Genomic DNA, 12,205 nt, shown 5'->3' on the forward strand with positions numbered 1-12,205 from the left:
TCGATGCACGAGACCGGCGCACGGGACTTTCGCCGCAGCCACCGGCTGCGCACCGCTCGAAAGAACCGTACGGATTTTGTCTACGTAAGTATTGGACAGTGCCGGATGGAAATAGGAGAACGGCCGGTTCGCGGCCGTGCCGTCACTGCTCGGCCTGTACCTGCGGACTGGAGGCCACGGTGGGCGGCGGCAGTTCGGAGTGCCGGGCGAACGCCTGGTCGATCAGCTCCGACGTGGCGCGGGTGACGATCAACCGGGCGATGGCCAGGTCGGTTTCCAGCTTCGTGCGATCGCGCGGGGTCCGGGCGGATTCCTCGTAGGTCTGTCCGGCGAGACGGTAGAACAATTCGGTGGCGAAGCGGTCGGCGATGCGATCGCAGTCCGCGCGCAGGCGCTCGACCAACTGGAACGTGTCCTGCATCGGGAGCCCCGTGTCGGTGAGCCGGGTGGCCAGATCGCAGCACCGCGGGTTGGTGACCCGGTACGCCTCGAGCGGGTCTTCGCTGGAGGCCAGTGCCTGCTTCGCGTACTCCGGCAACTCGGCGTAGCTGTCCTGTGGCTCGGTGGTTGCTTCCGGATCCGCTTCGGCCGCGTTGGCGTTCTTCACGCCGAGTACATCGGCGAGTCCGTCGCCGCGGTCCCAGGCTTCGAGCAGTTCCCTGATCCCGTTCAGCTTCATGCCACGCCCCAGCAGGCGGCTGATCGTTTGCAGCCGGTTGAGGTGGTCCGACCCGTAATACCCGATCCGCCCACGCACCTCCGGCGAGGGGAGGAGCCCTCGCTCGTGGTACACGCGGACGCTGCGCACGGTGGTGTCGGCTGCCCGTGCCAGTTCGTCGATCGTGAATTCAGAGTCTGCAGCCATGTTTAAAAGGAAACCATAGTCGGGCCTCCGTGGAAAATGGTCCGTTTCATAACGTGCCGTTAAAGACGGTAGCTGGGTGTTGCTTGAAGGTCAACGAGCCGTTACATAGCGGCACAAGAGGTTGTGTGCTGGGCAACAGTGGGCTACCGTGCGTAGACCAGCTTATCGCGGCTGGGTTCCGGGGACTGTTGAGCAGCCCTGATGACCGTCCGATCCATGGGCCACGCACCTGCCTGAGGTGTGTGCTCGGCATCCCCGGAGATGGCTATGAGCATTACGCGAACCCTTCCGATGGACACGGGATCCATTGCGTCAGCAAAGGTCTCGTCGATTCCGGCAAAGTCGAACCAGCGGCCCCCGTGCGCCGACGTCCCGGACAACTGGGACATGGACACCGGGAATCCGGATGCCTGGCGAGCAGCAGTGCGCACCTGTCAGAGTTGCCCCTTGCTCGTGCAGTGCCAGCAGCTGGCGCAGGCGCTGACCTCCCGTGGTGACGGTCCCCGCGCGATGATCTGGGCCGGCGTCGCCTACGACAACTCCGGCGGCGTCATCGAGAACTTGGACCGGCACCGCGCCGCGCCGATCGATCACAAGCGCCCCATGCGGATCATCCGCACCGGGCCGCGTCCGCTGCGCACGATCTCCACTCTTCCCGCGCCCCGTCGGCACATCGTGCTCGGGCAACCCCTCAAACCGACCGGCACCGACGGTCTGTGACTATGCTGCGTGCAGTTTTTCGCGTCGATTCCTTCGGTGGGGTGTAACTCATGACAGTGCTGGCATTGGAGATCGGGTCGTCGGGCTTCGCGGCGACCAAGGTCGCCGACGATGTCGACACCGACGACATCCGGAGGATCCCGATCCCGGCGACGGGAGCATGGGACCGATGCCAGGAATTGCTGCTCGAGGTCGCGGGCGGTGACCAGGTCACCGCCCTCGGCATCGCTTCGGCCGGGCCGATCGACATGGCGGCCGGGGTGATCGCTCCCGGCGACGTGCCGGAGTGGCGAGCGGGTTTCGGCATCGTCCGAGCCGCGCAGAAGCTGTTCCCGGAAGCGCAGGTTCCGCTCGCGCTGGACGGCGTGTGCCTCGCGCTGGCGGAGCGGAGTTTCGGCGCGACGAGCGGAGTGATGGACAGTCTGGCGATCGGCGTCTCCGATCGCATCACCGGCGGAATCGTGGTGGGCGGCTTCACCTTGGTGGGGCGTACCGGCAACGCGGGGCACGTGGGTCATGTCCTGGTTCCCGGTTTCGACGATCGGTGCTCCTGTGGCGGCCGCGGATGCCTGGAGGCGGTCGCCGGCGGCCTGGCCGTGGTGCGCTGGGCGCGGGAGCAGGGCTGGGCGGGCACATCGGTGCCGGAACTGCTGGATGCAGCCCGCGTCGGCGAGGACATCCCGGCCGCGGCGCTCGGCCGGGCGGGCACGGCGCTCGGCCGGGCGATCGCCTCGGTGGCGGCATTGCTCGACATCGATCTCGTTGTGCTCGGCGGCTCGCTCGCCGGAGCCGGTCCCGTGTTGTGGAAACCGCTGGGCGAGGCCGTCGCAACGCATGCCAGGCTGAGCTTCCTGCCCGGATTGCGTGTGATCCCCTCGCAGCTCGGGGACGTCGCGACGGTTCTGGGCGCAGGTGTGCTGGCGCTGGTAGGCAGGAACGCCTGATCCTTTCGCGCTCGGCACAAGCCCTGGGCGAGAAGAGGTTCCGGTCGTAGGCGAAATTAGCCACGGGAATGCCACAGGCCTCGGATGGTGGCTGCGGTTGATCTTGTGCGCCGGTTTGCGGCGGATGTGCCGTCGCTCTGCGCGCCGGTATGGGGGTGCTCGACCGAACTTAACGTGAACAAAATGAACACGCCTGCGTGTGCCCTATCGACATGACGGAGACTTCATGAGTACGGACGGTTCTCTCACGAGTTGATTGAGCCGCTAAATAACGGTACATTGCCTGAGTCACAAGATGTCTCATCCGGGTTGAGGCGGACCCGGAGGAACGGCTGGTCGGGCAAGTGCGAAGCGAAGTGGCGCAGTGATTCCATGGGTGACGATCGAGACGTTGGCGCCGGACGGCATGTCCGTGGCGTCGGTGGGGGATGCGCCGCGTGAGTTCGCGAGCTGGCAGCGGGTGTTGCAGCGAACGCTGTCCAAAACCCCCGCGCTGTATGACAAGCTCACGACCGCGGGGCTGACGGAGGCGATCCATACCGCGCATGACCAGGCGCAGGACGTCGACTTGGCCGTACAGACGCGCGGCGGAAGGCATCAACTGCTCATCCGCCCGATTTTCGGCCCGGCCGGTGACGTGCACGCCGTGCGATTGTGGCTCGGGCCCGCGGCCGAGCGGGTGCCGGCGTTGCGCCCGGCGGTGGGCGCCATCTGGGACCTGAGCAGTCAGACCATTCAGCAACCGAGCGGCATCACGCGGCTGTCCGGCAGCACCGCCGAACAGTACGTCCCGAGGATGTCGATCGCGGAACTGTTCCACCGGGTCTCGAGTTTCGATCGGCACGCCGAGGTGCTCGACCTTCTGTATGACCCCAAGCCCGGTGAGCGAATGCAATTCGACACCACCGTGGTGCACGGATTCGGCCGCCCGGCCCAGTGGCGGATCACCATCCGGGCCCGTGACGACGAGCGCACGCGCGGCGCGTGGTGGCTGATCGAGGACGTGACCTCGGAGAACGCGCCAGCGGCGTGGCCCACCCTGGAGCGCATCGGATTGCGCGAGGCGCACCGCCGGGCAGGCACGCATCTGGCTGTGGTCCAGCTCGAGCACACCAGCATCTCGCACTGGCTCACCGACCCCGCGCCGTGGGTTCGATGGGACTATCTCTTCCGGCCCGTCGACGTCTTCCATCCGGAGGACCGCCCCAAGCTGGCGGAACTCGGTGACCGGCTGCGGTCGGGCGACAGTTGCGGCGTCACATTGCGAGTACTCAACTACGGCGGTGGCTACACGCCCACCTCGTTGCTCCTCTACCCCTATCCCGGGTACTCCAGCAGACAGCTGGCGATCGCTCAGCTGGTCCGGGTCGCGGACGACGTTCCGCTGCTGGAAACTCATCGTCAGGTCCTGGAGCCGAGGCCGCGCAGCGCGCCGATCGGCTATGACGAACAATTGCGGCATTGGCTTGCGGGCAGGATGAAAAGCAACCCGGCCTGCTGACGGTTTTGATTCCCATGAGTGGGAACTACCGGCGGGTTAAGAACGCCTGTGCTCTCTACCATTTCGGGAGTGAGGACAGTGGTTCGGGGGCCGGCAGATTCGGGTGAGGCACTGCTTCGCCGGATGGCCGCCCGTCGCCGTCGCGACAACATCGTCGTCGCTGTGCTCGCCGTGCTCGCCGTGCTCGGCGGCGGCCACGCGATCCTCAGTGTCTTCGACTCGGGCCCGCCCGCGCCGTCGGACGATTCGACGACGGCAATCGTCGGGCATGCGCAATTGGCCGGGTCTTTCGCCGAGCAATTCATCGTCACCTATTTGACTGCCGCTGCGGGACAGCAGGATCGGCTCGGCGAATTCGTCGGCTCCAATCAGCAGATCACGTTGCCGTCATCCGCGCGTCAAGTCTCCGACCCATCGGTCGTCTACGTCTCGCGCGCACTCGCGGCGGGCGGGCTGGAGGTCTGGTCGGTGACCGTGTCGGTCGGGGTCGGCAAAGCCGGGACCGCCGCCGCGCCGGAGCGGCAGTTCTACCGCGTCGCGGTGTCGTTGTCCGACGGGCGGCTGCGTGCGCTGTCGACGCCGGCGGTCGTCCAGGCTCCTGGGAAGGGGGTCGACCTCAAACTGGCCTACGGCGCCCCTTGCGCACCGGATACTCCGCTCGGCCAGGTCGCCGCGGGCTTCTTGAGTGCCATGCTGGCCGGAAAAGGCGATGTGGCCCGCTACACCACCCCGGATGCCGGGCTGGCCGCACTGAAGCCGCCCCCCTTCACCGCCGTCGAGCTGACCTCGCTCACCACAGATGATTCGAGCTGCGGCTCCGGCGGTGCGAAGGCCCAAGTAATGGCCACCATCAACCCCAAAGCTGACACGGGCGCCACCGCGACACTGGCCTACCCGCTCACCATGGTCCGCAATGCGGGCCAGTGGCAAGTGGTGTCCATCGATCCGATTCCCGCCTTGTCGAGTCCGCTCGCGGTGGTCGTCGGTCAGGATTCGCGCGGCGGAGCGCCGCCCACTTCCACCACCTCGTCTTCCTCGCCGTCGGTGACGATTCCGCCGGCGACGCAGAACTGATCCGAGAGGCAGCCCGATGGGTAATCTGAGCAACATCCTCTATGGCATCCTGATCTTTGTCCGATGGGGAGGAATGATCATCATCGCCATCGTCACGATCGGCGTGGTGATCTCCGAGGCGGCGAAATCCAGGCTGTCGCCCGCGCGGATCATCGTCGTCTTCGGATCGGGACTGATGGCCGGGGTGGTGATCTGGATTCTGCCCACGACCATCAACTACGCGCGAACGGACGCGAACCTCATCGTCCCCGATCACCCCATCGGTGGCTATCGATGACCACCCAGGTGATCAAGGTGTTCACGCCGATCAAACGTGTGCCCACGATGATCGGCAAGGCACAGAACGGGCAGAAGCTTCCGTTCGGCCCCTACACCTTGCCCCAGGTCGCCGCCGCCGTGGCGGCGATGTCGGTGACGTCGGTGGGCGCGATGACGTTGCCGCTGAACCCGGCCGTCACCTTCATCACGGGTCTGGCGATCACCATCCTGGCGGTCTTCGTGCTCGGGCTCGTGCCGTACACGGGCGTCCGGATGCTTTCGCGCGCTTTCTGGCTCGGCAGGCTCATCGTCTACCGCAAGCCGGTGTCGGCCTCGGGCATGCCGATCACCAGTGACTCGGTGCGCCACACCATGTTCATCGAGGAGACCGTGGTCCTCCTGCTGCCCGACCGCCCTGACGCGGCGGTGCCCGCCCAGCCGAAATCCGGCATCCGCCTACTCGAGGTGGTGAGTGGAGGCGGTAAAGCCACCGACCTGTGGCGGCGATTGAACGGCAACGGCGACGACAGCAACGGCACAGCTTCCGGAGGACGCCCCTGATGGCACTCGGACGAGATCTACAGCCCACCGCGGCGATTCGCGGCAATCTCCAGTTCACCCATTCGGGCCTGGTCACCGCGACCTACTTCATCAATCCGCTCGGCTACGGCTTGCGCAAGGCCGGGGACAAGTACGACGTGAAGATGGCGCATCACGCGCTGGTCACCAACTTGCCGAGCGGGTCGCTGTTGCTGGGCATCCAGGCGCGGCTGAACACCATCGACGTGCTCACCAAGATGGTGGAGGGCGTCGACCTGGACGAGTGCGAGGACTACGCCGATGAGGTGGTGGCCTCCTACGAACGGGTGCACGCGATCATGCCGCAGACCCGCATCTTCCTGTTGTCGATCCCGGTCGGGGCCAGCAACTCCAGCATGTCCGCGCTGTCGCGCCTGTGGCGTGGCAGCACCCCCACGATCGATGCGACGGCGATCTCCCGTGCGGACCTGGACGAATACGACGACAAGGCGAACGAGATCCTGTCCAGGATCGGTGGTGACTTCGATCCGGTTCCGGTGCCCGCGGCCCTGTTCCAATGGCTATGGGAGCACTATCTCTCGCGCGGCGCCGCAGGCGACCCGGTGGCGCCCACCCGTGCGGGCGCGTTGGACGACGCGACGGCCGCGGTGTTCCGCTCCGCCGCGCTCGACGAGGGGGCCCAGGCCGACAGCAACCGGCGTATCCGGCCCTCGTTCGTGCCCGTGATCAAAGTGGTACAACCGGATTTCGAGTACCGGCCGTCCTACCAGGCGATGCTGACGCCGCACTCCTTCCCGTACGCAGGCATGACCTTTCCCGGCGGCAGCGAGTTCCTCAACGTGCTGGAGGGCCTCGGCGACGTCACCGTCGACTGGGGCATGCGGATCTCGACCAAGCCCGCCGATCAGGTGTTGAAGAACAACGAACTCAGTTTGCGCAGGCTCGGCGAGCAGATGGATCAGCGCGACCAGGAGGTCTCGTTCGCACAGAACACGCTGGCGTCGAAGGCCCGCATGCTCGGCGAGTACAACCAGCACTTCGAGGTCAACGGCGGGGAATCGGAGGTCTCGTTCACCACTGTCGTCGCCATCGGCGGACCGACGCGAGACGCCACAATGGACGCGGTCAACACGCTCAAGCGGCGCTACAAGCGGTTCCAGGTGGACATGACCGCTCCGGTCGGCGCGCAGGTCGACCTGTGGTCGATGCTGATTCCCGGCAGTCCGCCACGCCGTGCCTTCGACGACTTCGCCCATATCGTCCCCTCGGACATGTGGGCCGGTTTCGTGCCGTTCACCACCAGTCAGATCGGTGACGACAGCGGGCCGGTGATCGGGGTCAATCTGCTGTCGGGACATTTCGAGCCGATCCACTTCGGCATCATGGAGGCCGCGCTGCACGACTTGTCCGCCTCGTTCGCGGTCACCGGCGAACTCGGCTCGGGCAAGTCGTATTTCCTGAAACTGATGGCCGTGCTCGTACACGACATGGGCGGGCAGTTCCTCGCCATCGACCGCAGCCAGGTCGGGGAATGGGAGCACTTCGCGCGGTCGATCGACGACGCGGTCATCATCGACCTGGCCAATCCCACGGTTTCGCTGGATCCGCTGCGGTTGTTCAACCCGCGGATCGCGGGTGAACGCGCGCTGGACTCGATTCTTCCGTTGCTCGATCTCTCGCCGACCTCCGGCGCAGGCGCGGCGGCCAGCAATCTGCTCTCACCCAGGGGCATGGCCGAGCACAAGATCAAGAGCCTGCTCGATCTGTTCCACGTTGTGCGCAGGCTACGGGAGCACCCCGAGCGGGGAGAGGAGTACGCCGATCTCGCGGCGCGGCTGGGCACCGTGGTGGAACGGGTTCCGGTGCTGTTCGACCCCAAGCTCCGACCGCTGCGTCTCGACGCCGCCGCGACCGTCGTCCGCAGTCACAACCTGCAACTGCCGAGCGCCGAGGAACTCACCACGCCACACTTGTACAACCGGTTGCCGCTGACCAAACGGCTCGGCACGGCGCTGTACGAACTGGTCGGCGTGGCGGCGCGAGAGGCCTTCCTCTCCGACAACGGCAGGTTCGGCCTGCTGGTCGGCGACGAGGCGCACCACTTCACGCAGACGCAGGTCGGCTCGGCGGTCACCTCGGACTTCAGCCGCGACGGCCGCAAGCACCTGGCCGCGATCGGCCTCGCCTCGCACGACCCGGCCACCGACTTCCAAGGCGCGGCGCACAACCTGATCCCGAACCGATTCGTCTTCCGGCAGCGCGACGAGACACTGGCGCGCAACAGTTTGGAGTGGCTGGGCGTCGATCTGGAGGAAGCCCCGTTTCTCTTGCAGATTCTCCGCGAGGAGACCTCGCCCCCCGTCGGTCCCGGTCGGCAGATTCCCGAGGAGCGTCGGGGCGAGATGTTCATGCGTGACGCGCTGAACCGCATCGGTCGCGGCAAGGTGCTGGGTCCGGCGCGTCCGGACCGGGCCGCGGCGATCACCAGCACCCCGACCAGCGTCAGCGGTGCGCGTTCGGCCCTGCCCGAGCGATTGGGTCGTTGATGAGATCGATACTCGGCGCCGGAATCCGCACAGATCAGTCTTCCTTCGGGATGCCCTGGGAACCGCAGTTCTGGGACGCGGACCGCTGGCGGCCGCAGATGGTGTTCCGGCGATTCCGGGCTTGGATCTCCGCGTCGCGCCGTCGCAGGCGAACCGCGTGGATCGTGCTGGCCCTCTTCGTGCTGTTCGTCTTCCCGGGCCTCGTCCACGCGGTGTCCATCGCGCAGACAGGCACCGCGACCCAGGGGACCGCTCCCAACGCTGCGACCAGCTGGATGAACGTCAAGGACTCCTATGGCGTCAACGTGTCGAGCTACATGCTGGTGGTCGACCGCGGCGGAGTGTTCAACCTGGGCAATTTCGCGATGTGGATCATCCTCATGCCGTTGTTCGCGGTATGGCAGCTGCTATCGATCACCGGGGTGTGGCTCCCGGCCAAGGCAATGGACTTCCAGTGGCTGAACCTGCTCAGCGCGCCGTTGCAAGCGATGGCCCGCAACCTGACGGCTCAGATCGCGACGCCCCTGCTGGCCTCGACGGCGCTGGCGATCGGTGCGTTCTTCGTGGGCTATTTCATCGTTCGAGCGCTGTACGCCAAGGCCGCTGTGCAGGTCGTCACGATGATCGCCTTCGCGATCGGCGGCGTGTTCTTTCTGGCGAACCCGTTGGCCGAGGCGCTGTCCGACCACGGTGTGCTGATCCAAGGACGTGACCTGGGACTTTCGGTCGCGGCCGGTCTGAACGGGCACAACAATCCGAATCCGAGCCAGTTGGTCGGCACGCTGCAAGCGACCATGGCGGACAACTTCGTGCGACTTCCGTTGCAGGTGTGGAACTTCGGGCACGTCGTGGACACCAACCCGTCCTGCCGGGCGGCATGGTCCGCCGCAATGGCGGCAGGCAGCGAGGATCGGGTGAAGGGCGGGATGAAGTCATGCGGCGACAGCGCCGCGTATGCCGCGGTGGACAATCCGGGCGTCGGTCAGATCGGAGCCGGACTCCTGCTGTTGCTGTGCGCGGTCATTCTCTTGGCCTTCGCCGCGTATCTGTCCATCAAGATCATGTGGGCCGCACTCGACCTCATCTACTACGGGTTCGCCTCGATCTTCGGGTTCGCGGCGGGCGGATACATCTACGGTCCGACGCAGACGTTCACCGTGCGCTGCGTGGTGCACGGCTTCATCGCCGCCGGGAAGATGGCCTTCTTCGTCATCGCTCTCGGCGTCTACGAGCTGCTGCTGGGCAGCCTGTTCCGTGCGGCGAACGGTCAGATCATGGTGGTGTTCGTCATCGGCGCTGGCGTCGAGATCATCGCCATCATTCAGGTGCGGCGTCTCAGCAGGAATATCGACGAGGCCAACGACTGGGTGGTCAACCGCATCGGGTCGGCAATACACAGCGGCGGTTCGGCCCAGGGCGCAGGCGGCGGTGCACTCGGTATGGGCTTGGGCATGGGCAACTCCGGTGCGGCCAACTCGATGTCGCCGCTCGCCATGGTGGGCGCGATCAGCACCATCAACAGTTCGCCGCTCACCGCATGGGCTGCCGGTGGCCGCCTCAACCCGTTGAGTCCTTGGTCCTGGCTCGACCATATGGACAAGAAAAATAAGGCGCGGGGCATGAAGACCAAGGACCTGAGAGCGGCTGCGCACGCCGGGGTGAAGACACAAGTGCACAACGCGAACGCAGCCCGGGATGGCATCGCACGCGCCAAACGTCGCGCTCGAGCGCTCGGGTTGCACTCGAGTGCGGACAGGGAAGCCGCGTTCGCCGCACAGAATGTCGTGCATATGACAGGCCTGTCGTCCAATATCCCCTTCGCCCTCCAGATGGCCGGTGTCAGACAGAAAGACTTGCATCGGGCCTGGACTGCCGCGACGGATGCCATCAAGCATACGGACAAAGAACCGCTTCAGTCGGGTCACATCGGACATGTCGTCGCCGCGCACGGGCTTTTCGAAAACGAACTGGTGAACGGCCACGATCCGAAAATGGTTATGGCCAGGTTCCACGCATTAGAGGCCGTCGTCGATCGGTACCGAGGCGATTTCCCTGGGGGTGTCGGTCTCCCGCCGGAGTTGGAAAATCTCGGCAGATCGTATGTCATGAATCCGGAAATGGATTTCATCACACGCCTGCAGAAAATTTCGAGCGGCGATACATCGGATACAATTTTGGTACACGGCAGCCATATTGCCGACCTCACCCCCAAGGACGCGGACCGATTGGGGAAATGGATCACCAACGAGCATGCACTTCGAATCCAGGCCGCCACCAATTGGGCGGCAGAGGATCCAACCGACCTCGAACGGATTCGGGTGCTGCGTGCCGAAGTCGACAATGGCACCCAAACAATCCAATATCAACAAGGGAAGCCGAGCACAGGTGCTAACTCGCTCGCGCAGCCGGACACTGTTGCGCGTCCGTTTACACAGCCGGACCCCGTGCGGTATCCCCTCGAGCCCCGCATACCGGGGGATTACATAGAAGCTCTCAGAAACAGACGCCACCCCTGATCGGCACCGGAATTCGAAGCGCATGGCAGCGGATCGGTCCACACAGAAAGGTCCTCGATGATCGGTCGTCTCCTGACCCTCGTATTGATGCCGATCTGGGTATGGGTAGTGCTGGGGGGCGCCGGCGTCCTGCTCGTGTTGATGATGGGCTTGGTGCTGGTCATCGGCGGCGCGTCGTCGGCGATCGCCTCCGACTTGCACTATCAGTGCGATAGTGCGGTGGGGCCCGATCCTTCGCAGACGGTGACCCCCAGTCGCGCGACGACGGCGGCGCGGCCGACCATGCGGAGCGCACCGGTAGGTGGGGCGGCCACCGCTCCCACCACGAATCCGTACGCGGAGCTGACCATCGCACCGGACGACACCCACGCTTCGGACTGGCAGCGCGCCTGCACCACAGCGATGCGATACGCCCCGCGCCAGGATCCTCCCTTGCTGACCAGCAATTCGGGCATCGGCGCGGACTGCGCGCGCGAACTCGCGCTGGCACAGTTGACGGCGAGTGCGGCCCGGAACGGCTCCGGTAGCCGCGGAGGTGCCGAAGAGTTCGCCAGATCGGTGATCTACCAGGCCTCGGCCGCGCAGACGACCGGTCGATGCTCGACCGCCGATGCAGCGGTGGCGCAGTCGTCGGCCGCGGGCGGTGCGGGGCAACCGAGCGGCGCCGGGCGGCGGGCATGCGGGCAGCTCGACGGATCGTCGGCAGTCGTTGTGCTGCCGAACACCATTGCGGCGCAAGGCGCGTGCGGCCACCGCGTGGATCTTGCCGCGGTATCGCCAGGCGATCTGGTGTTCTGGAATTATCGAAACAACGCGCCGACCCAGGTCGGCATCGCGGTCAGTGACACGCGGCTCGTCACCACCGATGCGACGACCGGTGAATTCGTCGAACTGACCATCCCGAGCACGAACGACGTGCGGGTGAAAAGAGTACTCGGCAGCGGGATGTGATGAATAAGCGATGCCGCCAACAGAGGTAGAGCCCCAGATAGAAACCGGCGAGGATCCCGAGGCGCCACCGGTGCCGATGACGCCGTGGTCCAACCGGCCGGATCAGCAGCGGCCGCGGCAGGGTGGTGTGCCGGGGTCGCCTGGCAGTCCGTCTCCCGGACCGGGGCAGTCTCCCGCACCGGGTCAGCCGGGATCCGGTCAGCCGAATGGCGGTGACGCCGGGCAGTCGGGTTCGGTTGGTTCGCCGGGTGTTTCGGGTCCTCCGGTGCCGGGTCAGGTGGTGCCTGGTC

10 protein-coding genes are annotated in these 12,205 nt (G+C 65.8%); 9 read left to right on the top strand and 1 reads right to left on the bottom strand.

The genetic code is table 11. The annotated features are described in order from the left end of the window. Positions 1-142: 142 nt before the first annotated feature. Positions 143-865: a MerR family transcriptional regulator gene (locus tag NNI01S_RS31805; RefSeq protein ID WP_063025069.1), complete on the bottom strand. Its 723-nt coding sequence runs from the start codon at positions 863-865 to the stop codon at positions 143-145. Between the two features lie 447 nt (positions 866-1,312). On the opposite strand from NNI01S_RS31805, the gene NNI01S_RS31815 reads away from it, so the two are divergent. The 9 genes from NNI01S_RS31815 (at position 1,313) to NNI01S_RS31855 (ending at position 11,915) form a co-directional block, all read left to right on the top strand. Beyond that, positions 1,313-1,585 carry a hypothetical protein gene (locus NNI01S_RS31815; RefSeq protein ID WP_157115133.1) on the top strand — a complete coding sequence of 91 codons (273 nt, stop codon included), beginning with the start codon at positions 1,313-1,315 and terminating at the stop codon, positions 1,583-1,585. A 50-nt stretch (positions 1,586-1,635) separates the two neighbouring features. Next, the gene (locus NNI01S_RS31820; protein ID WP_063025075.1) at positions 1,636-2,529 is read left to right on the top strand and encodes an ROK family protein; all 894 of its coding nucleotides are present in this window, start codon (positions 1,636-1,638) and stop codon (positions 2,527-2,529) included. A gap of 376 nt (positions 2,530-2,905) precedes the next feature. Then, positions 2,906-4,030, top strand: coding sequence for a GAF domain-containing protein (locus tag NNI01S_RS31825; protein ID WP_063025077.1), 1,125 nt, complete (start codon positions 2,906-2,908; stop codon positions 4,028-4,030). Between the two features lie 18 nt (positions 4,031-4,048). Further along, complete coding sequence (locus tag NNI01S_RS31830; RefSeq protein WP_245676462.1) at positions 4,049-5,104, top strand: conjugal transfer protein; 1,056 nt, start codon at positions 4,049-4,051, stop codon at positions 5,102-5,104. Positions 5,105-5,120: 16 nt separating this feature from the next. Continuing rightward, a complete protein-coding gene (locus NNI01S_RS31835; protein WP_039796594.1) occupies positions 5,121-5,381 on the top strand; it encodes a hypothetical protein in 261 nt (86 codons plus the stop codon). Then, entirely contained in the window at positions 5,378-5,923 is a 546-nt protein-coding gene (locus tag NNI01S_RS31840; RefSeq protein WP_063917781.1) for a hypothetical protein, read from the top strand. The genes NNI01S_RS31835 and NNI01S_RS31840 overlap by 4 nt, the downstream gene beginning before the upstream one ends. Beyond that, positions 5,923-8,448: an ATP-binding protein gene (locus NNI01S_RS31845; protein WP_063025081.1), complete on the top strand. Its 2,526-nt coding sequence runs from the start codon at positions 5,923-5,925 to the stop codon at positions 8,446-8,448. The genes NNI01S_RS31840 and NNI01S_RS31845 overlap by 1 nt, the downstream gene beginning before the upstream one ends. Beyond that, positions 8,448-10,964 (top strand): hypothetical protein, encoded by a 2,517-nt coding sequence (locus NNI01S_RS31850; protein WP_063025083.1) that lies wholly within the window; start codon positions 8,448-8,450, stop codon positions 10,962-10,964. The genes NNI01S_RS31845 and NNI01S_RS31850 overlap by 1 nt, the downstream gene beginning before the upstream one ends. Positions 10,965-11,021: 57 nt before the next feature. Further along, the gene (locus NNI01S_RS31855) at positions 11,022-11,915 is read left to right on the top strand and encodes an NlpC/P60 family protein (protein ID WP_063025085.1); all 894 of its coding nucleotides are present in this window, start codon (positions 11,022-11,024) and stop codon (positions 11,913-11,915) included. Positions 11,916-12,205 lie beyond the last annotated feature (290 nt).

This window comes from Nocardia niwae NBRC 108934 = DSM 45340 (assembly GCF_001613465.1).
Lineage (GTDB): Bacteria > Actinomycetota > Actinomycetes > Mycobacteriales > Mycobacteriaceae > Nocardia > Nocardia niwae.

Excerpts from the sequence above, each read along its gene's own strand:
- NNI01S_RS31805 (WP_063025069.1), bottom strand. The coding sequence starts at position 865 with ATGGCTGCAGACTCTGAATTCACGATCGACGAACTGGCACGGGCAGCC.
- NNI01S_RS31820 (WP_063025075.1), top strand. The coding sequence starts at position 1,636 with ATGACAGTGCTGGCATTGGAGATCGGGTCGTCGGGCTTCGCGGCGACC.
- NNI01S_RS31835 (WP_039796594.1), top strand. The coding sequence starts at position 5,121 with ATGGGTAATCTGAGCAACATCCTCTATGGCATCCTGATCTTTGTCCGA.
- NNI01S_RS31840 (WP_063917781.1), top strand. The coding sequence starts at position 5,378 with ATGACCACCCAGGTGATCAAGGTGTTCACGCCGATCAAACGTGTGCCC.
- NNI01S_RS31845 (WP_063025081.1), top strand. The coding sequence starts at position 5,923 with ATGGCACTCGGACGAGATCTACAGCCCACCGCGGCGATTCGCGGCAAT.
- NNI01S_RS31850 (WP_063025083.1), top strand. The coding sequence starts at position 8,448 with ATGAGATCGATACTCGGCGCCGGAATCCGCACAGATCAGTCTTCCTTC.
- NNI01S_RS31855 (WP_063025085.1), top strand. The coding sequence starts at position 11,022 with ATGATCGGTCGTCTCCTGACCCTCGTATTGATGCCGATCTGGGTATGG.